The organism is Rhodovastum atsumiense (assembly GCF_937425535.1).
GTDB classification, from domain to species: domain Bacteria; phylum Pseudomonadota; class Alphaproteobacteria; order Acetobacterales; family Acetobacteraceae; genus Rhodovastum; species Rhodovastum atsumiense.
In genome coordinates, this window is record NZ_OW485601.1 from 5949203 (window position 1) to 5969775 (window position 20573).

General features: G+C 68.0%; 17 protein-coding genes and 1 pseudogene. 11 read left to right on the forward strand and 7 right to left on the reverse strand.

Features of this window, described 5'->3' with window-relative positions:
- Positions 1-166: 166 nt before the first annotated feature.
- From NBY65_RS26780 to NBY65_RS26790, 3 genes are all read left to right on the forward strand, one after another.
- Positions 167-1825, forward strand: a complete 1659-nt coding sequence (locus NBY65_RS26780; protein WP_250265746.1) for a PAS domain-containing protein — start codon at positions 167-169, stop codon at positions 1823-1825.
- Positions 1826-1876: 51 nt separating this feature from the next.
- Positions 1877-2701 (forward strand): IS5 family transposase, encoded by an 825-nt coding sequence (locus NBY65_RS26785; protein ID WP_150045871.1) that lies wholly within the window; start codon positions 1877-1879, stop codon positions 2699-2701.
- A gap of 101 nt (positions 2702-2802) precedes the next feature.
- Positions 2803-4062 (forward strand): ATP-binding protein, encoded by a 1260-nt coding sequence (locus NBY65_RS26790; RefSeq protein ID WP_150043898.1) that lies wholly within the window; start codon positions 2803-2805, stop codon positions 4060-4062.
- A 237-nt stretch (positions 4063-4299) separates the two neighbouring features.
- Here NBY65_RS26790 and ssb read toward each other — a convergent pair whose 3' ends face one another.
- On the reverse strand, positions 4300-4809 hold the full coding sequence (gene ssb, locus NBY65_RS26795) for a single-stranded DNA-binding protein (protein ID WP_150043900.1): 510 nt from the start codon (positions 4807-4809) through the stop codon (positions 4300-4302).
- A 191-nt stretch (positions 4810-5000) separates the two neighbouring features.
- On the opposite strand from ssb, the gene uvrA reads away from it, so the two are divergent.
- Positions 5001-7859, forward strand: coding sequence for an excinuclease ABC subunit UvrA (gene uvrA / locus NBY65_RS26800; RefSeq protein WP_150043902.1), 2859 nt, complete (start codon positions 5001-5003; stop codon positions 7857-7859).
- Positions 7860-8131: 272 nt separating this feature from the next.
- The gene (locus tag NBY65_RS26805; protein ID WP_162530799.1) at positions 8132-8335 is read left to right on the forward strand and encodes a hypothetical protein; all 204 of its coding nucleotides are present in this window, start codon (positions 8132-8134) and stop codon (positions 8333-8335) included.
- Between the two features lie 184 nt (positions 8336-8519).
- Here the strand turns inward: NBY65_RS26805 and NBY65_RS26810 are convergent, their stop codons facing one another.
- Both NBY65_RS26810 and NBY65_RS26815 read right to left on the reverse strand, forming a co-directional pair.
- Positions 8520-9566 (reverse strand): HpcH/HpaI aldolase/citrate lyase family protein, encoded by a 1047-nt coding sequence (locus NBY65_RS26810; protein WP_150043906.1) that lies wholly within the window; start codon positions 9564-9566, stop codon positions 8520-8522.
- A complete protein-coding gene (locus tag NBY65_RS26815; RefSeq protein ID WP_150043908.1) occupies positions 9563-11536 on the reverse strand; it encodes an acyl CoA:acetate/3-ketoacid CoA transferase in 1974 nt (657 codons plus the stop codon). Before NBY65_RS26815 ends, NBY65_RS26810 begins: the two co-directional genes overlap by 4 nt.
- A gap of 302 nt (positions 11537-11838) precedes the next feature.
- Between NBY65_RS26815 and NBY65_RS26820 the strand changes: the two genes are divergently transcribed.
- The 3 genes from NBY65_RS26820 to NBY65_RS26830 all read left to right on the forward strand — a co-directional run bounded on the left by NBY65_RS26820 (position 11839) and on the right by NBY65_RS26830 (position 15083).
- Positions 11839-13080, forward strand: coding sequence for a CoA transferase (locus NBY65_RS26820; protein WP_150043920.1), 1242 nt, complete (start codon positions 11839-11841; stop codon positions 13078-13080).
- Between the two features lie 42 nt (positions 13081-13122).
- Positions 13123-14184 (forward strand): MaoC family dehydratase, encoded by a 1062-nt coding sequence (locus NBY65_RS26825; RefSeq protein ID WP_150043922.1) that lies wholly within the window; start codon positions 13123-13125, stop codon positions 14182-14184.
- A gap of 68 nt (positions 14185-14252) precedes the next feature.
- Positions 14253-15083 carry a methyltransferase domain-containing protein gene (locus NBY65_RS26830; protein ID WP_162530800.1) on the forward strand — a complete coding sequence of 277 codons (831 nt, stop codon included), beginning with the start codon at positions 14253-14255 and terminating at the stop codon, positions 15081-15083.
- 24 nt (positions 15084-15107) lie between these two features.
- Here NBY65_RS26830 and NBY65_RS26835 read toward each other — a convergent pair whose 3' ends face one another.
- Positions 15108-15722 carry a TetR/AcrR family transcriptional regulator gene (locus tag NBY65_RS26835; RefSeq protein ID WP_150043926.1) on the reverse strand — a complete coding sequence of 205 codons (615 nt, stop codon included), beginning with the start codon at positions 15720-15722 and terminating at the stop codon, positions 15108-15110.
- An 83-nt stretch (positions 15723-15805) separates the two neighbouring features.
- Between NBY65_RS26835 and NBY65_RS26840 the strand changes: the two genes are divergently transcribed.
- Positions 15806-16453: an NAD(P)H-dependent oxidoreductase gene (locus tag NBY65_RS26840; RefSeq protein ID WP_150043928.1), complete on the forward strand. Its 648-nt coding sequence runs from the start codon at positions 15806-15808 to the stop codon at positions 16451-16453.
- On the opposite strand, the gene NBY65_RS26845 is transcribed toward NBY65_RS26840, so the two are convergent.
- Positions 16450-17235 carry a squalene/phytoene synthase family protein gene (locus NBY65_RS26845; RefSeq protein WP_150043930.1) on the reverse strand — a complete coding sequence of 262 codons (786 nt, stop codon included), beginning with the start codon at positions 17233-17235 and terminating at the stop codon, positions 16450-16452. The two genes, NBY65_RS26840 and NBY65_RS26845, sit on opposite strands and share 4 nt — an antisense overlap.
- 150 nt (positions 17236-17385) lie before the next feature.
- Between NBY65_RS26845 and NBY65_RS26850 the strand changes: the two genes are divergently transcribed.
- Positions 17386-17988 (forward strand): superoxide dismutase, encoded by a 603-nt coding sequence (locus NBY65_RS26850; protein WP_150043932.1) that lies wholly within the window; start codon positions 17386-17388, stop codon positions 17986-17988.
- A gap of 240 nt (positions 17989-18228) precedes the next feature.
- Here the strand turns inward: NBY65_RS26850 and yajC are convergent.
- Positions 18229-18576: pseudogene (gene yajC, locus NBY65_RS26855) on the reverse strand (preprotein translocase subunit YajC); the annotation flags it as partial.
- An 80-nt stretch (positions 18577-18656) separates the two neighbouring features.
- On the opposite strand from yajC, the gene NBY65_RS26860 reads away from it, so the two are divergent.
- The gene (locus NBY65_RS26860) at positions 18657-19526 is read left to right on the forward strand and encodes an ATP-binding protein (RefSeq protein ID WP_150043936.1); all 870 of its coding nucleotides are present in this window, start codon (positions 18657-18659) and stop codon (positions 19524-19526) included.
- On the opposite strand, the gene NBY65_RS26865 is transcribed toward NBY65_RS26860, so the two are convergent.
- Entirely contained in the window at positions 19523-20503 is a 981-nt protein-coding gene (locus NBY65_RS26865; RefSeq protein ID WP_150043938.1) for a VOC family protein, read from the reverse strand. The two genes, NBY65_RS26860 and NBY65_RS26865, sit on opposite strands and share 4 nt — an antisense overlap.
- Positions 20504-20573: the final 70 nt, after the last annotated feature.

Consider the following 20573-nt stretch of genomic DNA (forward strand, 5'->3'; position numbering starts at 1 on the left):
GTTTTTTTGAGTCTGGTTCCATGACATTTGACTTCGTGTGTTTGTTATGGCCTATTTATGATCTACTTACATGTGAATTGGCGGAGCCATGGTGTCTACGCCGGAAAATTCCAACATCCGGACAACAAAAATATCAGAATCATATAAACGCGCTACAATTCTTCTGGTGGATGACTGCCAGGAAGATTTGTACACAGCACGCCAATTCCTTCTTCACGACGCCGCAAAAGAAGGGATCGACTTCCGGATCCGGGAGAGCGTCACGGGCGAAGACGGCCTGGCTGCCTGCCGTTCCGAGGCTCCGGATTGCGTCCTGCTCGACTACTACCTGCCGGACATGGACGGCCTGGAGTTTCTGGCGCGCCTGAAAAACGGCGCTGATGACCTGCCCGTCCCGGTCGTCGTGCTCACGGGCGCGCAGGACCGGTCGCTGGCTACCGCCGCCCTGCGCGCGGGGGCGCAGGAATATCTCCCCAAACGCTTCCTGGCGCCGGATATGCTCCTGCGGGCGATCGACTCCGCCCGGGACCGCTTCACCCAGCAGGCGGAGCGGCGGCGCACGGAAGCCCTGGCCGCCAACGAACGGCTGCTGCGCCTGGCGCAGGAGGCGGGGCGGATCGCCAGTTACGAGCAGGACATCCCCGCCCGGATCATCCGCTGGTCATCGGGCGGCCAGTGCCTGCTCGGCTTCCGGCCGGACCAGGCCGTCATGTCCTTCGATGAATGGCACGCCATCCGCCTTCCCGAGGACATGGCGCGGATCGACGCCGAACGGGAGGCCATCCTTGCGCGGCGCGCCCCGGGGGCTTCCGTCGAGTTCCGGATCCGCCGCCCCGACACGGGCGAAATCAGGCGCATCGAGATGCGCTACGCCATCGAGTACGACGCCGCCGACCGGCCCGGGCATTGCCACGCCGTGGTGCTGGACGTCACCGAGCAGCGCGCCGCGGAGGACGCGGTCCGGGCCAGCGAGGCGCGCCTGCGCGCCGTCTTCGACGGCACATTCACGTTCATCGCGCTGCTCGCGCCGGACGGCACGCTGCTCAAGGCGAACCGGACCTTCCTGGAGTTCATCGACTGCCCGGCCGAAGCCGTCGAAGGGCGGCCCTTCGGCAGCCCGCCCTGCTGGCCCGACTCGCCCGATGCGAGGCTGCACCTGCGCGAGGCCATCTCCCGGGCCACCTGCGGGGAGACGGTCCGCTTCGACATCGAGCTGAACGGCCCGCGGGAGAAGGTGGCCAGCGTCGACGTCTCGCTCTGCCCCGTGCGCGACGCGTCCGGCGCCCTGATGTTCCTGGTTGCCGAAGGCCGCGACGTGACCGAGCGCCACCGCGCGGAACGGGCGTTGGCCCGGAGCGAGGAGCGGCTGCGGCTGACCCAGGAGGCCGCGGAGGTCGGCACCTGGGAATGGGATGTCGGCGCCGACGCCGTCCGCTGGTCACCGGAGAACTTCCGCTTGCACGCCATGGCCGCGGCATCCCGGCCGATGCACTACATGGACTGGCTGCAGGCGGTGCATCCGGACGACCGCCAGCGGACCGACGCGGCGGTCTCGGAAGCGCTGATGTCCGGCAAGGCGTACGACACCGAATACCGCGTCATCCTGCCGGAGGGCGGCACCCGCTGGCTCGCCAATCGCGGCTCCCTGATGGCGGACGCCGAGGGGCGTCCGCAACGCATGCTGGGGGTGAACATCGACATCACCACCCGCCGCAACCTGGCCGACGCGCTCTTAGAGGCTGACCCGGAATGGAATTGCAACAATAAAGCGAGTTATTCCAATCGCTTGTGGTGGAGGATTGGTTGGTACACTGGGGTTGCGTGATGTCAGCAACCGCGATTCTCTCGAGTTTGCAAAGACACGAGGGACTTCGTCATGGTCTGGACCGACATCACGCGACCGAAGTATCGGCGCGACGGGCTGCGCTATGCAAGCGACACCACCGATGCCGAATGGGCGGTGATCGCGCCGCTGCTGCCGCCGCCAGCGGGGTGCGGACGGCCTCGCGAAACCAGCCTGCGAGGGGTGATCAACGCCCTCTTCTACATCGCCCAGTCCGGCTGCCAGTGGCGCCTGTTGCCCAAGGATTTCCCGCCGTTCACCACGGTGCAGCGCTACTTCTACGCTTGGCGTGACAGCGGGCTGTGGCAGGCGATCAACCACGTGCTGCTGATGCAGGTTCGCGAGGCGGCCGGCCGCGAAGCCAGCCCGACTGCGGGCGTGATCGACAGCCAGTCGGTCAAGACCACCGAGGCTGGCGGCCCCCGCGGCTATGCGGCGGAAAAGATGGTCAAAGGCCGCAAGCGGCATATCCTCACCGACACCATCGGCCTGCCGGTGGCAATGATTGTGCATTCGGCAAACATCCAGGACCGCGACGGCGCGCCACTGTTGCTGGAGAGCATCCGCAGTTCATTCCCCTGGCTGCGCCATGTGTTCGCCGATGCTGCCTACGCGGGTGAGAAGCTGCGCACGGCCCTGGACAGCATCGGCACATGGACCCTCGAGATCATCAAGCGGTCCGACGCAGCCAAGGGCTTCGTCTTGTTGCCACGGCGGTGGGTTGTCGAGCGGACGATCGCGTGGCTGAACCGCAACCGGCGCCTGGCCAAGGATTTCGAGGCCACCACGGAAAGCGCCGTGACCTGGCTCTACATCGCCAGCGTCAAGTTGATGTCCCGTCGCCTCGCCGCGACTTGAGCCGAGCACCTGATCCACTTCCCACATAGAATCAGGGAAATAGAGATACGAAGCCGATTCGAGTCAGACACTTAGAGGCGAACGCGGAACTCGACCACCGCGTGAACGAGCGCACCGTCGCCCTGATCGAGGAGACCCGCCGGCGCATCAAGGCAGAGACGCTGTTCCTGCAGGCGCAGAAGATGCAGGCGATCGGCCAGCTCACGGGCGGCATCGCGCACGATTTCAACAACCTGCTGCAGGTCATCCTCGGCAGCCTGGACATCGCCGGGAGGCGTCTGCACCGGGGGGAGGCGTTGGATTCTGCACCGGGTGGGGCGGACGGCGTTCTGCGGCCGATGGACAACGCCCGGCGGGCCGCGGGCAGTGCGGCGCAACTGACCCAGCGCCTGCTCGCCTTCGGGCGTCGCCAGGCGCTGGAGCCGACCGAACTCCGACCAAACGCGTTCGTCGAGGGTTTCCTAGACCTGATCCGGCACACGCTCGGCGGAGCCGTGGCGGTGGAGACGGCTCTGGCGGACGACCTGTGGCCGATCTTCGCCGACGCCAACCAACTGGAGGCGGTGCTCCTGAACCTCGTCGTCAATGCGCGCGACGCCATGCCGTCCGGCGGGCGGCTGACGATCGGGACGGCGAACGTCACCTTCGACGAGGCGAACGTCTTCCCCTTGGGCGACGTTCAACCGGGCGATTACGTCCTGCTCAGCATCACCGACACGGGGGCCGGCATTGCCGAGGACGTGCTGGAACATGTGTTCGAGCCGTTCTTCACAACCAAGCCTCCTGGCCGCGGGACGGGGCTTGGCCTGGCCATGGTCCACGGGTTCGTCAAGCAGTCCGGCGGCCACGCCCACATCTACAGCGAGGTCGCCAACGGGACGATCGTCAAGATCTACCTGCCCCGGTTCGTCCCCGGGGCCGGGAATGACGCGCTGCCCGCGTCGCCGGCCATCGACCGGGCTTCCCTGCCGAAATCCCGCGGCGGGGAGACGATCCTGCTCGTGGAGGACAGCGAGGACGTGCGCCACTATGTCGAAGAGGCGCTGGCGGAGCTGGGGTATGACGTGACGGCGGTGGCCGACGCGGACGAAGCACTCATACAACTCGGGGCGGACCGGATCCCAGGCATTACCCTCCTGTTCACCGACATCGTCATGCCTGGAAGCATGGACGGGTTCGCTCTGGCGAAGCAGGCCGCGGAGCGCTGGCCGAAGCTGCCCGTCCTGTTCACGACGGGCTACAGCAACGCCGCCATGCACGGCCACGCGTCGGATGCGCAAGCCCGGACACTCACCAAGCCGTACTCCTTCGCGGCGTTGGCCCGGAAAGTCCGGGAGACGCTGGATGCCGTTCCGAGATAGAAACAAGCCGCCGCGGTACTCAGGCTTGGCCCGCAGGCGGTGTCGGGACGTTCCTCGTCCCGACATTTTCGACACGCGCCCGCCACCTGGCCCGGCCAGAAGGGCAAGTCCAGCGTGTTCGCCCCGATATGATCGGTAAACCGCTCGCCGCGTGAATGGCCGCCGAAATGGGCCCGTTCTTATGGCGAGCGGCACCCGGTTCCGGGGGACGTCCTTACATTACAGAATCACCGGACCCTAGAACGGGATCTCGTCGTCCAGGTCGCCCCCCTTGGGCGCATCCCAGGACGGGCCACCGCTGCCGCCGCGGGGCGCCGCCGCCGCCGGCCGCGCCGCCGGCGCACTGCGCTGATAGCCGCCGCCCTCGCCCGGGCCGGCCCCGGCGCCCTCGCCGCCACGCCCGCCGAGGAGGGTCAGTTCGCCGCGGAATTTCCCGATCACCACCTCGGTGGTGTATTTTTCCTGGCCGCTCTGGTCGGTCCATTTGCGCGTCTGCAGGCTGCCCTCGACATAGACCTGGCTGCCCTTGCGGACGTATTTCTCCACCACGTCGCCGATGCGCTCGTTGAACACCACAACCCGGTGCCATTCGGTGCGCTCCTTGCGCTCGCCCGAGGCACGGTCGTTCCAGGTCTCGCTGGTGGCCAGGCTGAACTGGACGATTTTCGACCCGTCCTGGGTGTTCCGCACCTCGGGGTCACGCCCCACATTGCCCACCAGGATGACCTTGTTCACACTGCCTGCCATGATGTCTCGTCCCGATTCACTCGTTCCACACTAGCCGGGACCCGGTGGGCAGGCCAGCGCCGGCCCCCAGCATGGCAGCCTGTGCATGCTCTGCAGGCTTCCCAAGCCGGCCCGGAAGGTCCATATAGGGGGAACAGTTCAAGAACACAATCCACCCCCTTCCCAAGACCCGACACAAGGACGACCCACCGATGGCCGGCTCCATCCGCGTGCGCGGTGCGCGCGAGCACAATCTCAAGAACGTGGATGTCGAGATCCCGCGCGACAGCCTGACCGTGATCACCGGCCTGTCGGGGTCGGGCAAGTCATCGCTTGCCTTCGATACGATCTATGCCGAGGGCCAGCGCCGCTACGTCGAATCGCTCTCGGCCTATGCACGGCAATTCCTGGAGCTGATGGGCAAGCCCGACGTCGATGCGATCGAGGGCCTCTCGCCCGCCATTTCCATCGAGCAGAAGACCACCAGCCGCAACCCGCGCTCCACCGTCGGCACCGTCACCGAGATCCACGACTACATGCGCCTGCTCTGGGCGCGGGTGGGCGTGCCCTATTCGCCCGCCACCGGCCTGCCGATCGAGGCGCAGACGGTCAGCCAGATGGTCGACCGGGTCATGGCGATGAAGGAAGGAACACGGTTGCTGCTGCTGGCGCCCGTGGTGCGCGACCGCAAGGGCGAGTACCGCAAGGAACTGGCCGAGCTGCAGCGCCGCGGCTTCACCCGCGTCAAGGTTGACGGCAAGCTCTACGAAATCGGCGAGGTGCCGTCGCTGAACCGCAAGATCAAGCACGACATCGAGGCGGTGGTGGACCGCATCGTGGTGCGCGACGGCGTGCAGCAGCGCCTCGCCGACAGTTTCGAGACGGCGCTCGGCCTTGCCGACGGCGTGGTCTATGCCGAGGGCGCCGACGACGGGGAGCGCACCGTGTTCTCCTCGCGCTTCGCCTGCCCGGTCAGCGGCTTCTCGATCGAGGAGATCGAGCCGCGGCTGTTCAGCTTCAACTCCCCGCACGGCGCCTGCCCGGCCTGCGACGGGCTGGGCGTGGAGACCTTCTTCGACCCGCATCTGGTGGTGCCGGATGAGCGCGTCGCCCTCGGTGCCGGCGCGGTGCTGCCCTGGGCCAATGCGCAGAGCCCGTATTACGACCAGACGCTGCAGAGCCTGGCCAAGCATTTCAAGGTGTCGCCCCGCACCCCCTGGAGTGAGCTGCCGAAGCGCGTCTGCGACGCCATCCTCAACGGCACCGGCGAGGAACCGGTGGCGATGACCTACAAGGACGGGGTCCGCCAGTACACGGTGACCAAGCCGTTCGAGGGCGTGCTGCGCAACCTGCAGCGCCGTTTCCAGGAAACCGACAGCGCCTGGGTACGCGAGGACCTCAGCCGTTACCAGGCGGAAAAGCCCTGCGCCACCTGCCACGGCGCCCGCCTCAAGCCGGAGGCGCTGGCGGTCAAGGTCGCCGGCAGCACCATCGCCGAAGCCTCCGAGCTGTCGATCCGCCGGGCGCTGGCCTGGTTCAACGAGGTGATGCCCACGCTGACGCCGCAACGCGCCGAGATCGCCCGCCGCATCCTGCGCGAGATCATCGAACGCCTGACCTTCCTGGTGGATGTGGGGCTCGACTACCTCACGCTCGCGCGCGGCTCCACCACCCTTTCGGGCGGGGAGAGCCAGCGCATCCGCCTCGCGTCCCAGATCGGCTCGGGCCTGACCGGCGTGCTGTATGTGCTGGACGAGCCTTCGATCGGGCTGCACCAGCGCGACAACGAACGGCTGCTGGCAACGCTGCGGCGGCTGAAATCGCTCGGCAACACCGTGTTGGTGGTCGAGCATGATGAGGACGCGATCCGCGCCGCCGACCACCTGATCGACATGGGGCCGGCGGCCGGCATCCATGGCGGCGAGGTGGTGGCCAAGGGCACGCCGGCGCAGGTCGCCGCGCATCCCACCTCCCTCACCGGCGCCTATCTCTCGGGGCGCAGGCGGATCGAGGTGCCGCCGATGCGCCGCCCGCTGCAGAAGGACCGCATCCTTCGCGTCGTCGGCGCCAAGGGCAACAACCTCAAGGACGTCACCGCGGCCTTCCCGCTCGGCACCTTCACCTGCGTCACCGGGGTCTCCGGCGGCGGCAAGTCCACGCTGGTGATCGACACGCTCTACAAGGCGGTCAGCCGCCGGCTGATGGGCAGCGGCGAGGTGCCGGCGCCGCATGGCCGCATCGAAGGGCTCGATCTGCTCGACAAGATCATCGACATCGACCAGTCGCCGATCGGCCGCACACCGCGATCGAACCCGGCCACCTACACCGACCTGTTCGCGCCAATCCGCGACTGGTTCGCCGAATTGCCGGAATCCCGCGCGCGCGGCTACAAGCCCGGCCGCTTCTCCTTCAACGTCAAGGGCGGGCGCTGCGAGGCCTGCCAGGGCGACGGCGTGCTGAAGATCGAGATGCACTTCCTGCCCGACATCTTCGTCACCTGCGACACCTGCAAGGGCAAGCGCTACAATCGCGAGACGCTGGAAGTGAAGTTCCGCGACAAGTCGATCGCCGACGTGCTGGCGATGACGGTGGACGAGGCGGTGCCCTATTTCTCTGCCGTCAACCGCATCCATGACCGGCTGAAGATCCTGCAGCAGGTCGGGCTTGGCTATATCAGCCTGGGACAGCAGGCCACCACGCTCTCCGGCGGCGAGGCGCAGCGCATCAAGCTGTCCAAGGAACTGGCCCGCCGCGCCACCGGGCGCACGCTCTACATCCTCGACGAACCCACCACCGGCCTGCATTTCGAGGACGTACGCAAGCTGCTGGAGGTGCTGCACGCGCTGGTCGATGCCGGCAACACGGTGGTGGTGATCGAGCACAACCTGGAAGTCATCAAGACCGCGGACTGGATCATCGATCTTGGGCCGGAAGGCGGCGAAGGCGGCGGGCGCATCGTCGCCGAAGGCACGCCCGAGCAGGTCGCAGCCAACGCCGAGAGCCATACCGGCCGCTTCCTCGCCCCGCTGCTGGCGCCGCGCCGGCCGGAACGCTCGCGCAAGCGGGCCTGAAATCACGGAATTCGATCGTTTAACAGATTATCCACGTTCATGATGTGCATTTCCATTGACTGCGGCAACGCGCCGTGGTTTAAAAGCGCATTCCTTCCGGCTTACGGAGTGAGAGAGAGCAACCATGTGGCGTTCGCCAGCCCTCGCCAGCAATTATATCCGAATGCGAGGCGTGGTTTGCTGTTGCCTTTCCGGCATTTGACCGCCCCTCACTCGTTCATTCCCTCCACGATAGAAGGCTCCGACCGGTTGATCCGGTCCGGTGATATATGATGCTGCAATCCCATGTCATTGAGATCGATGGCGTTTTCGTTGGCGCTGCGGTGCGCCTGCACGAAGGCTTCCGCTTCGTGGCCACTGATTTGCGGCTCGAGGAAATCGACGGCAGTTCCTGGCCCTCGCTGAACGATGTCCGCCGCGTCGCCCGTTCCCGGCTGCAGGCCAGCCGCTACCCGGTTCACAACACGCTTTATTGAAAGGCAAGGGCTCCGCCCTGGACCTGCCGTCGTGCGCACGCACGCGGTCGCGTGACGGCCACAAGGCCCTTGGATCCCATTCGCGCTGCGCGGCACAGAGTATCGGGTTCCAAGGGCGAAGCCCTTGGTGGAGGTCCAGGAGGCGAAGCCTCCTGGTCGGGTGCGGGGCAACGCCCCGCCTGGCTCAGCCAAACCCATACAGCGCCGCGAATTCCGGATCACGCCCCGCCACCAGCCGGGCCAGATCGACGATCACCTTGGCCTGTTTCCAGGTGGCGTCATCCTGCATCTTGCCATCCAGCATCGCCGCGCCGCTGCCGTCGGGCATCGCTTCCAGGATCCGCAGTGCCATGCGGACCTCGGCCGGCTCCGGGCTGAACACGCGCCGGGCGATGGCGATCTGGCTCGGATGCAACGTCCAGGCGCCGACGCAGCCAAGCAGGAAGGCGTTGCGGAACTGCGCCTCACACGCGGCCGGGTCCTCGAAATCCCCGAACGGGCCGTAGAACGGGCGGAGCTGGCTGGCCCGGCAGGCATCGACCATGCGCACCACGGTGGCGTGCCACAGGTCCTGCTGCACGAAGGCGCGGGGGGCGCCGTCCGCGGTCGCGTCCGCCAGCACGCCATAGGAAGGATGGCCGCCGCCGATCCGCGTGGTCTTCATGCCCCGCGACGCGGCCAGGTCCGCCGGCCCGAGGCTCATGCCGTGCATGCGCGGGCTGGCGGCGGCGATCTCGTTGACGTTGCGCACGCCGAGCGCGGTTTCCAGCAGCGCGTGGATCAGGATGGGCCGGCCGATCCGGTGCCGTGCCTCGAGCTGAGCAAGCAACTGGTCGAGATAGTGGATGTCCCAGGGCCCCTCCACTTTCGGCAGCATCACTACGTCGAGCTTGTGGCCCACCCGGCCGACGACCTGCAGCAGGTCATCCAGCACCCAGGGGCTGTTGAGCGCGTTGACGCGCGTCCACAGCCGCGTTTCCCGGAAGTCGACCGCCTCCGCCAGTTCGATGAACCCGGTCCGCGCCGCCTCCTTCGCATCGGCCGGGATGGCGTCCTCGAGATTGCCGACCAGCACGTCGACCTTGCCGACCAGCTCCGGCACCTTCGCGCGGACCTTGGCCAGATGCGGCGGGAAGAAATGGAGCATGCGCTCCGGCACGACGGGCAATTCGCGCAGCGGGGTCGGTGCCCCGATCGCGAGCGGGCGATAGAAGTCGCCGGGCAGCTTCATGGACGCGTCTCCTCATCCTGGTTGGTGGCCTGCGCCGTCTCGCCGAGCGTCGTCAGGAAGGCCTGCGCGTCCTCCCGGCGCTCGAACACGTGCGGGGCGATGTCGCGCCGCGAGAGCGCCTCGCCGAGCTTGGCGCGCAGGAAGGCCGAGGTGGCGTAGCGGGTGATTCGCGTGAAGTAATGGGCCAGGAAATGCCGGTCCATCTCCGCGTAGGCGTCGGTTGCCTCCTGGCTGATGCGGAACCGGTCGTAGTTGATGACCACGCCGACCCGCTTGCCGGCCGCGCGGCAGCGTTGTTCGCAGATATCCCAGATCGCCTGCACGTCCCCGGCGACGCGCACGTACAGGCCCTCGAAATTGAGGAACAGGATGTTGCGCCCGGCATCGTAGATGACGCGTTCCGGCAGCGACAGGTTGAGCAGTTCCGCTTCCAGGTTCATCGGTTCCGCCATGAAGATGCGCGGATCCATCGGGATCGGTTCATCGATGACCGGGGTGAAATCCATCTGCGCGAGGATGTCGCGGCCGATGTCGATGCCGGGGGCGACCTCGATCAGCGCGAGCCCCTCGGGCACCCGCCGGAACACGCAGCGCTCGGTGACGTAATAGACCGGCTTGCCGCGATCATGCGCGTACTGGCCGTTGAAGGTGATCTGCTCGACCTGCCGCACGAATTTCCGGCGCCGCCCTTCGGCAAGGATGCGGAGCCGGCCGTCCTCCACCGCGACCTGAAGCCCCGCGCCGGTAAAGGTGCCGACGAATACGACAAGCCGTGCATTCTGGCTGATGTTGATGAACCCGCCGGCGCCGGTCAGGCGGCTGCCGAAGCGGCTGACATTGACATTGCCCGCCGCGTCGCACTCGGCCATGCCAAGGCAGGCCATGTCGAGGCCGCCGCCGTCGTAGAAGTCGAATTGCTGGTTTTCCTCGATCACCGCGTCCATGTTGACGCCAGTGCCGAAATCGCCGCCGGTCGAGGGAATGCCACCGATCAGACCGGATTCCACGGTCAGTGTCAGCAGATGGGAAATGCGTTCCTCGCCGGCGATCCCGGCCACGCCTTCGGGCATGCCGACGCCGAGATTGATGATGCCGTTGGGCGGCAGTTCGAAAGCGGCACGGCGAGCGATGATCTTGCGCGCATCCAGCGCGGCTGCCACCGGGCCGATATGGGGCACCCGGAATTCACCGGCATAGGCCGGGTTGTACTGGGTGGACACCGTCTGCCGGTGCTGGTGTGGCTCGGCGACGACGACGCAATCGACCAGGATCCCCGGGATCTTGACCTGCCGCGCGGGCAGCGCGCCGCGTTCGGCGATGCGCTCGACCTGGGCGATGACGATGCCGTTGCTGTTCTTCGCCGCCATCGCCATGGCGAGGTTGTTGAGCAGCAGCGCCTCGCGCTCCATGGTGATGTTGCCGAAGGTGTCGGCGGTGCTGCCGCGGATGAAGGCGACGTTGACGCGACCGACCTTGTAGAACAGCCATTCCTCGCCATCGACCTCGACCAGCCTGACGATGTCGCGGGTGGTGGCGGCGTTGATCCGTCCGCCGCCGTGGCGCGGATCGACGAAGCTGTGCAGGCCAACTTTGGAAAACGTGCCGGGCTTGCCCGCGGCGAGGTCGCGGAACAACTGGCAGATGATGCCCTGCGGCAGGTTGTAGGCCTGGATCCTGTCGGCGAGCGCGAGCTGCCCGACTTTCGGCATGCGCGCCCAGTGCCCGGCCACCACCCGCCGCAGCAATCCTTCGTGGCCGAGATGGTTGAGGCCGAGTTCCTTGCCGTCCCCCTGCCCGGCGGCGGCGAACAAGGTCAGGTCGCGTGGCCGGCCGGTGGCAAGGAAGCGCCGTTCCAATGCCACCAGCAGGGCCTCGGCGAAACCGGTCTGCACGAATCCGGTGCTCGAGAGGGTATCGCCGTCACGGATCAGGGCGATCGCCTCGTCGGCTGTCACGATTTTGCTGCGCACGGCGCGTCCTCCCTGCCCGCGGGGCGGCCATTGCGGCGGGGACAGGCGCGACAACACGCCCGGATCCCCGGCCCCGGCCAGCCTGTGGCGTCGTGACGGCGTTTCCTGTGGCGATGGTCAGCGTGTGGCCATCAGCGTACTGGCACCGGTTGCCGCATTTCAAGCGTGATTGATGGGCACCATCATTGATGATCCTCGCCCCGCCGTGATCGGCTGGGGCAGACTGTCGCACGCTCAGTTCTCACGACCATTCCAACGCGGCGCGGCCGCTTCCGGCCGGCGACAACACCCAGGGGGGCCTCATGCCCGGCATTCTGGACGGCATCCGCGTGGTGGAAGCATCGGCCTTCGTCGCCGCCCCCCTGGCCGGCATGACGCTGGCGCAGATGGGCGCGGACGTGATCCGGTTCGATCCGGTGCAGGGCGGACCCGACGCCAGGCGCTGGCCCGTCACCGCTGACGGCCAAAGTCTGTATTGGGCCGGGCTCAACAAGGGCAAACGCTCGCTCGCGGTGGATACCACGAAACCCGAAGGCCAGGCGCTGGTCCGCGCCTTGCTGGCCGCTCCGGGGCCGGGCAACGGCCTGTTTCTTACCAACCTCCCAACCGGCAAGGGCTGGATGAGCTACGAGGCCCTGCGCGCCGAGCGGCCGGATCTCATCATGCTGGAACTGGTCGGCAATCCCGATGGCAGCGCGGCGGTCGACTATACCGTGAACTGCGCCGTGGGCTTTCCCTTCGTCACCGGCCCGGATCGCGGCAGCGCGGCGGTGAACCCGGTCAACCATGTCATGCCGGTCTGGGACGCGCTGGCGGGGACGCATCTCGCGCTGGCGTTGCTCGCCGCGGAACGGCACCGGCGGCTGACGGGCGAAGGCCAGAAAGTCCGCATCGCCCTCTCCGACATTGCCTTTGCCATGACCGGCCATCTGGGCTGCATCGCCGAGGTGGAGGTCAACGACACCGACCGGCGTGCCTGCGGCAACGAACTGTACGGCGCCTATGGCGCGCCGTTCGAAACCCGGGATGGCCGCCTGATCTACATCGCCGTCGTCACCGATCGCATGTGGCGGGAACTCGGCAAGGCGACCGGCCTCGCCGCCCGGTTCGAGGCGCTGGAAGCACTGCTGGAATGCGATCTGCGCCACCGCGAGGGGGACCGCTTCCAGGCGCGCGAGGCGATCTCCGCGTTGCTGCGCCCCTGGTGCCTGGCGCGCAGCCTCGATGAGATCCGCACGGCCTTCGATGGCACCGGGGTGTGCTGGGGCCCCTATCAGACCTTCCGGCAAATGCTCGCGGAAGACCCGCGCTGCTCGCCCGCCAATGCGATGTTCGCGATGCTCGATCAACCCGGGATCGGTCGCTACCGGGTTCCTGGCTCGCCGATCGCCTTCGGCGCCCTGCCCCGCCAGCCGCCACGTCGCGCGCCGCTGCTGGGCGAACACACGGACGAGATTTTGCGCCAGGAGCTGGGCCTGAGCGACACCGAGATCGGACGCCTGCGCGCGGCCGGGGTGGTGGCGGGACCGCCGCAGGTCACCTGAGACGCTGGCGCACGTCATCCGCACCGGGACAAGGGAAACCTCATGTCGGGCAGCAAGACCACGGACGGCGCCTTCTTCGAGGATTTCCGGCTGGGCCAGACCATCGTGCACGCGACGCCGCGCACCGTCACCGAAGGCGACGTGGCGTTGCACACCGCGCTCTATGGCTCGCGCTTCGCCGTGCAGTCGAGCCGCACCCTGGCCGCGGCGATCGGGCTGCCGGGGGCGCCGCTGGATGACTGGCTGGTGTTCCACATCGTGTTCGGCAAGACCGTGCCGGACATCTCGCGCAATGCGGTGGCCAATCTCGGCTATGCCGATGGCCGGTTCGGCCGGCCGGTCTATCCGGGCGATACGCTCCGCGCCGTCTCGGAAGTGATCGGGCTGCGCGAGAGCGCCAAGGGCGATGCCGGCGTGGTCCATGTGCGCTCGGTCGGCATCAACCAATACGACGAAGAGGTTCTGTCCTATGTGCGCTGGGTGCTCGTGCGCAAGCGCGTCCTCGACGCGCCGCCGCCCGCGCCGGTGGCGCCGGAGCTTCCCGCCCACGTGCCCGTCGATGCGCTGGTCGTGCCGGACGGCGTGGATCTGCGTGGCTACGACACCACCCTCTCGGGCAGCACCGCGCTGTGGGACGACTATGACGTAGGCGAGCGGATCGACCACGTGGATGGCGTCACCATCGAGGAAGCCGATCATATGCTGGCCACCCGCCTGTGGCAGAACACCGCCCGCGTGCATTTCGACCTGCACGCCGCCCGTGGCGGGCGCTTCGGGCGCCGGCTGGTCTATGGCGGCCACGTCATCAGCCTGGCCCGCGCCCTGTCCTTCAATGGCCTCGCCAACGCCTTCAAGGTGGCGGCGCTCAATGCCGGCCGCCACGTCGCCCCGGTCTTCGCCGGCGACACGATCTACGCCTGGTCCGAGGTGGTCGCCCGCGATGCGCTGCCGGGGCGGGCCGATCTCGGGGCACTGCGCCTGCGCACGGTCGCGGCCAAGGACCATCCCTGCGGCGACTTCCCCGATCGCGACGCCAAGGGCGCGCCGCATCCCGCGGTCGTGCTCGACCTCGACACCACGGTGCTGATGCCACGCCGGATCTGAGCGGTCGCGCAACGGAACCGGCTATGCGACATAATCCTCCCTGTCGATCAGGGAGGAGAAACCCGGCCATGGCCGATGTTGCGTCGATTTCCCGTCACTATGCGCGCGGTGACATCGCCGCCGGCCTGCTCGCGGCCCTGCGCGAGGCCGAGGGAGCGGAGGTTCCGCTGACGCCCTGGACCCTGGCGCCGCTCGACCAGTTCCATGGGCGCGGCCTGGATGCCACGGCGGAACTGGCCGGGCTGCTGGCCCCGCGGGATGGCGACCACATCCTCGACATCGGGGCGGGGCTCGGCGGCCCGGCACGCTGGATCGCGGCGCAGCATGGCTGCGAGGTGACCGCCCTCGACCTGATCGCGGAGTACTGCGCCGCCGCCGACACCCTGACCGCTGCCTGCGGCCTCACGGGCCGGGTGCGCGCGGTGCCCGGCAGCGCCACCGACCTGCCCTTCGCCGATGCCAGCTTCGACCATGTCTTCTCGCAGAACGCGATCATGAACATCGCCGACAAGCCGCGCTTCTACGCCGAAGCCTTCCGGGTGCTGCGTCCGGGCGGCGCTTTCGCGCTGGCACAGATCACGCTGGGACCGGCCGGCCCGCCTGATTATCCCCAGCCCTGGGCAAGCGATTCCGCGACCAGCTTCCTCGATCCGCCGGAAGCGATCGCCCGGCACGCACGCGAGGCCGGCTTCACCCTGGTAGCGCTGCACGATACCACCGCCGCCTGCATCGCCGCCCAGGAGGAAGCGCGGCGCCGCATCGCGGCCTCGGGCCCGCCCCGGCTTGGCATGCACGTGCTGATGGGGGCCTCGTTGATCCCGGCGATGCGCAACAACGCGCGGGCGATGGCCGAGGGGCGCCTCGGCGCCTTCGACTGCCTGTTGCGCAAGCCGCTCTGACCCACGGGCACACGCGACGGATTTTCAGGGGCCGGGCCGCGCGCGTTCCACCATGCCGAGGATGATGCGGCGTAGCTCCTGCACCGCCTCGTCCCTGGCGATCTCACCGCGTGCCGCGGCATCGGACAGGGCATCCGCCGCGCCCAGCATGGCCCAGAGGGCGGCCAGGGCAAGGCTGCCGCCCTCGGCGAAGGGGGCCAGGATGGCACGGCACTTGTCGATGAAGCCGGCCTGGTAGCTGCGTTTCAGTGCGTCCATCTCCGGGGCGCCGACGAGCGCGGCGGCGACGCCGGGGATCTCCTGGCCCTGCGTCATGACGCATCTGACGTAAGCCGAGGCGATGACCTCCGCCCTGGCCGCCAGGGTGGGGGCGCAGGCTGCCAGCGCGGCATCCATGATCGCGGTCTGGCGCGCGTCGTAGTCGCGATAGAGCGCGACCAGCAGGCCATTGCGCGTCTCGAAATGGTCGTAGACCACGGGCTTGGTCACGCCGGCCTGCCCGGCGAGCCGCCCGAGGGTCAACGCGTCGGTCCCTTCTTCCCGCACCAGGCGCCGGGCGGTGTCGATCAACTGCGCATGCCGCTCTTCACGGGACAGGCGGCGGCGGGCCGGAGCAGGCATCGGCTTGGCGCTGGGCATGCTTGACAAACAACCTACTAAAAGTAACTTACCAAAAGTATATGACGCTCGCACCCGCGAGCCAACCAATCGGACGGTCCGCCATGCATGCCCTCGTCGTTACGGCACATCCCGATGCCGCATCCTTCACCCATGCGGTTGCGCGGCAGGTGATCGCCGGCATCGAAGCCCATCCTGGCCACACGACCGAGATGGCCGATCTCGCCGCCGAAGGCTTCGACCCGCGCTTCACGGTCGCGGACATCGCGCTGTTCAACCGCCGCGGCGCGGCCGATGCCGGCGTTCTCGCCGAACAGCGGCGGATCGACCGGGCCGACCTGCTGGTGCTGGTCTACCCGATCTATTGGTGGTCGATGCCCGGATTGCTGAAGGGATGGATCGATCGCGTCTTCACCCAGGGCTGGGCTTATGACGACCAGCCGGAGGGCACCACGGTGAAGCGGCTCGGCCGTCTGGCGGTGCAACTCGTCGGCATCGGCGGCGCCGACCAGGGGACCTTCGCGCGGCATGGCTACGCCGATGCCATGCGGACGCAAATCGACCACGGGATCTTCGGCTACTGCGGCGCGCCGGTGGTGGGATCGGACGTGCTGCTGCATGCCGATGCGCCATCCCGGGAAAAGGTGCTGCACCAGGCTTTCAACATCGGCAGCAGACTGGCCGCCGCGGCACCGCACGGGCGCACAGCCCCCACCGGTTATGGGCCGGAAGAGCGAAGGGCGCCCGTCTAAACCCGCCCGAGCACGGCGGCGCGGAGCACCGCCAGCCGGTCGCCCAGGCCGCGCGGGCCGGGGGCGGCCTCGGGATCGCGCAGGTCGCGCCGCGCCAGCACCGCCGGCAGCGCCGCCGCCAGCACCGGGCGGGGCAGCCCTCCGGCGCCCTGCGCGAGCAACTCCCGCCCGTACTGCGCCAGATGCGCGCGGATGGCCCGCACGCCCTCGGCGGCGGGCCGGGCGATCGCCTCGGCGACGCTCAGGCCCTGCCCGGCCAGCATGTCCTCCGGCAGCAGGCACCGCCCTTGTCGCGCCAGCAGCCGGAAACTGCGCAACTGGCCTGCCACCCCATAGGCCATGCCAAGGCCGCGCAGCCGCTCCAGCAGCGCCCCCTCGGCCCCGAGCGCATGCCCGGCCGCCGCCGCCAGCGCCCCCGCCGTGCCGCGCAGATAGGTTTCCCAGGCGTCGCGGTCGCGCAGGGCGGGCTCGGTCTCGGCTTCCCGTGCCTCGATCATCTCCAGCAACTCGGCCGGCCGCAGCCGGCCCTCGTCGAGCGCGGCCCCGAGCGGGCCTGCCACCTCGTGCTGGCGGCGCGCGCCCTCGATCACCTCGCGCCACCATTGCAGCCGGATCAGCGCCAGGGTCGGCTCGCTCGCCACTTCGCGGGCCCGCGCGATCTCGTGGTTGAAGGCGCAGAGCACGAGCAAGGTGCCGCGCCGCTCCGGCGGGGCGAACAGGCAGGCGAGGAACCGGTCGGGATCATGCCGGCGCACCAGGGCCAGCAGGGGGTCTGGGCTCATGCCCGCGCCTTTCCTCCGGATCGGAGAAACGCGCAAGCTTGAGCCGGGCGCGGGTTGACGATGCCCAGGAGCGTTCATAGCTAGCGTGGGCATTGTTGCGGCGGCGTCCCATCGCAACCGCAACGGTCTGAACAGATCGGAGAACGCTCCATGGCCTTTGAACTCCCCTCCCTGCCCTACTCGCACAATGCGCTCGCCGAGCGTGGCATGTGCCAGGAGACGCTGGAGCTACACCATGGCAAGCATCATCAAGCCTATGTGACCGCGCTCAATGGCTTCGTCGAGAAGAACGATGCCCTGAAGGGCAAGTCGCTCGAGGACATCATCAAGCTGTCCCACGAGAAGCCCGATCTGGCGCCGGTGTTCAACAATGCCGGCCAGCACTGGAACCACATCCTGTTCTGGCAGAACCTCTCGCCCACGGGCGGCGGCATTCCGGGCAAGCTGGAGCAGAAGATCACCGCCGATTTCGGCTCGGTTTCCGCGTTCAAGGACGCCTTCAAGGCGGCGGCGATCAGCCAGTTCGGGTCAGGCTGGGCCTGGCTGGTGCTCGGCAGCGACGGCAAGCTCAAGGTCACCAAGACCCCGAACGGCTCCAACCCGCTCGCCTCCGGCGAAGGCAAGGTGCTGCTCGGCCTCGATGTGTGGGAGCACAGCTACTACCTGGACTTCCGCAACCGCCGTCCGGACTATGCCCAGAACTACCTCGACAAGCTCGCCAATTACGAGTTCGCCGAAGCCCAGCTCGGCTGAGCCCAGGGCTTCCCTGCCCCATTCCCGACGGAAACGATCGGGATCCAAGGGCCGTGTGGCCCTTGGTGGGGGTCCAGGGGGCGAAGCCCCCTGGCGAGCGGCCCGCGCAGCGGACCGATGGGTCGTGACCCGTCCGGATCAGACCTTCTTCTTGTTGAACCAGCCCTTCTTATCGAGCCATTCCTTCACCGCCTTGATATCCGGCAGCGGCTTGGCGGCCTCGCCGGCAGCCCTGGCCGGCTTCGCGGCGGGCTTGGAGTCGTTGGCCGGCTGGGGCGTGATCACGGCGCTGATCGTCTCGCGCAGCACGGCGATGCGCACGTTGGGGGCGATCTCGAGTTCGATCTCGCGATCCTCGTTCTTCGGCGCCTTGCTGACGGTGCCGAGCACGCCGCCGCCGGTGATCACGCGGTCGCCCCGCTTCAGCGCCGCGAGTGCGAGTCGCATCTGCTTCTGCTTCTGCTGCTGCGGGCGGATCAGCAGGAAATAGAACACCGCGAAAATCAGGATCAGCGGCAGGAATTGCATGAACGCGCCGGCGGCGCCGGCGCCGGCGGCATCCTGCGCGTAGGCGGGAGAAATCAGCATGAGGTGGTCCCGGTTGCTATGGGTCGCGCGGGACCATAGTTTCCGCCCCCCGAACGTCAAGTTTCCCGGAAGCCCGCCCGATGAAGAAACACCGCCTGATCGAAGCCGTGCTGCGGATCGCCGCGGCGGTGGAACGCATGGCCCCGCCATCGCCCCCGCCGGCCGATCTCGGGGCCGCCGATGGCTTCCTCTGGCAGCCATCGCTTCGTCCGGGCCTGCCCGGCACTCTGCTGCCGGTGCCCCGCATCGCGCGCGTGGACATCGTGCTGCTGCAGGGCATCGAGCGGCAGAAGCGCATCATCGTGGAGAACACGCTGCGCTTCGCCCGTGGCCTGCCCGCGAACAACGCCATGCTGTGGGGGGCGCGCGGCATGGGCAAGTCCTCCCTGGTCAAGGCCGCCCACGCCGCCGCCAATGCCGGGCGCCCGGGCAGCCTCGCCCTGATCGAGATCCACCGCGAGGACATCACCAGCCTGCCCGAATTGCTGCGCCTGCTGCGCGGCCAGCGGCGGCGCTGCCTGATCCTTTGCGACGACCTCTCCTTCGAACGCGAGGACGCCGACTACAAGGCGCTGAAATCGGTGCTCGACGGCGGCATCGAAGGCCGGCCGGAGAACGTTCTGTTCTATGCCACCTCCAACCGTCGCCACCTGATGCCGCGCGACATGATGGAGAACGAGCGCTCGACCGCGATCAATCCCTCGGAGGCCACCGAGGAGAAGGTTTCGTTGTCGGATCGCTTCGGGCTGTGGATCGGCTTCCACAACTGCGACCAGGAGACGTATTTCGCCATGGTCGAGGGCTATGCCGCGGCCTTCGGCCTGGCCATCGAGCCCGAACAATTGCGGGCCGAGGCGGCGGAGTGGTCGGTGACGCGCGGCGCCCGCTCGGGCCGGGTGGCCTGGCAGTTCATCCAGGACCTCGCCGGGCGCCTGGATATGGCGGTCTAGGCCGGGCCATCGTTACGCCGTCGTGTTGGATTGGCGAGGAAATCCGCCGGGGGTTCGGGTCCCCACAGGCACAGCGCGTTTTCCACGCCGTGCGACTGCGGCTGCCAGTCCTGTCCAACCGGGATGTAGTCGATGTCGGTCGAATATTCGACCCAGCTTCCCCAGGGATCGCGGACGTAATGGAAGTAGTTGGATCCCGGCACATGGCGTCCGAGCCCCCAGCCGACGTGCCAGCCGCTTCCGGCCATGTGCATCGCCCCGAGGCCGATCGCGTTGACGCTGTCGACGTCCCAGGCCGAGTGATGATAGCCCGGCGCGTCCGCGGCGGCGAAAGCCAGCAGATGGTGGTCGCTGCCGTGCACGCCGTGCAGGAAGGCGGCAAGGCCCCCCACCTCGTCGGACAGCCGCAGCCCGAGCATCTCCTGATAGAAACCGATCGAGCGCCGGAGGTCGCGGGCGAAGACCAGCACATGCGACATCCGCCGCGGCCGCACCCGCGGCGCCAGTTCGCGCGGAGTGGCTCCCCGCAGCCCGGCCGGGACCGATCCGGTCTCGGTGCCAGCCTTCTGGTTGGGGGAGGATTTGGGGGCGACCCGGATCTCGATCGCGGTGCCGTCGCAGTCGCGAAACCACAGCCCGTCGCCGCTGGTGCCCGCGGGGGGCGTGATCCGCTCCACCCCCAGCGCGTCGAGCCGCGCCGCGAATCGCCCGAGATCGTCGGCGAAGGCGCCGAAGGACAGGTATTGCAGCGCCCCTTCCCGCCCCGCCCCTTCGCGTAGCGTCGCCCAGCGATGCGGATGGCCCTCGGTATGCAGGTCGAGCGCATTGGCGCGGGCGCGCACGTCGAGGCCGAAGGCGGTGAAGAAGCGCCGTGCTTCTTCCAGATCCGGAACGCTCAGGCAGAAATGATCGAGCGAATGGACCCCCAATGCGTCGACCTGGCGGGTCGGCGGGACGAAGCCGCGAATCTGCGTCATGTTCCCTCCCGTTGGTTTCTTGAGCATCGAATTATACGGCAGCTCCGGTCGCCACGGCAGGTTGTTTGCG

Coding starts and splice junctions, on each gene's coding strand:
- NBY65_RS26785 (WP_150045871.1), top strand. CDS start 1,877: ATGGTCTGGACCGACATCACGCGACCGAAGTATCGGCGCGACGGGCTG.
- ssb (WP_150043900.1), bottom strand. CDS start 4,809: ATGGCAGGCAGTGTGAACAAGGTCATCCTGGTGGGCAATGTGGGGCGT.
- uvrA (WP_150043902.1), top strand. CDS start 5,001: ATGGCCGGCTCCATCCGCGTGCGCGGTGCGCGCGAGCACAATCTCAAG.
- NBY65_RS26805 (WP_162530799.1), top strand. CDS start 8,132: ATGCTGCAATCCCATGTCATTGAGATCGATGGCGTTTTCGTTGGCGCT.
- NBY65_RS26810 (WP_150043906.1), bottom strand. CDS start 9,566: ATGAAGCTGCCCGGCGACTTCTATCGCCCGCTCGCGATCGGGGCACCG.
- NBY65_RS26820 (WP_150043920.1), top strand. CDS start 11,839: ATGCCCGGCATTCTGGACGGCATCCGCGTGGTGGAAGCATCGGCCTTC.
- NBY65_RS26825 (WP_150043922.1), top strand. CDS start 13,123: ATGTCGGGCAGCAAGACCACGGACGGCGCCTTCTTCGAGGATTTCCGG.
- NBY65_RS26830 (WP_162530800.1), top strand. CDS start 14,253: ATGGCCGATGTTGCGTCGATTTCCCGTCACTATGCGCGCGGTGACATC.
- NBY65_RS26835 (WP_150043926.1), bottom strand. CDS start 15,722: ATGCCCAGCGCCAAGCCGATGCCTGCTCCGGCCCGCCGCCGCCTGTCC.
- NBY65_RS26840 (WP_150043928.1), top strand. CDS start 15,806: ATGCATGCCCTCGTCGTTACGGCACATCCCGATGCCGCATCCTTCACC.
- NBY65_RS26845 (WP_150043930.1), bottom strand. CDS start 17,235: ATGAGCCCAGACCCCCTGCTGGCCCTGGTGCGCCGGCATGATCCCGAC.
- NBY65_RS26850 (WP_150043932.1), top strand. CDS start 17,386: ATGGCCTTTGAACTCCCCTCCCTGCCCTACTCGCACAATGCGCTCGCC.
- NBY65_RS26860 (WP_150043936.1), top strand. CDS start 18,657: ATGAAGAAACACCGCCTGATCGAAGCCGTGCTGCGGATCGCCGCGGCG.
- NBY65_RS26865 (WP_150043938.1), bottom strand. CDS start 20,503: ATGACGCAGATTCGCGGCTTCGTCCCGCCGACCCGCCAGGTCGACGCA.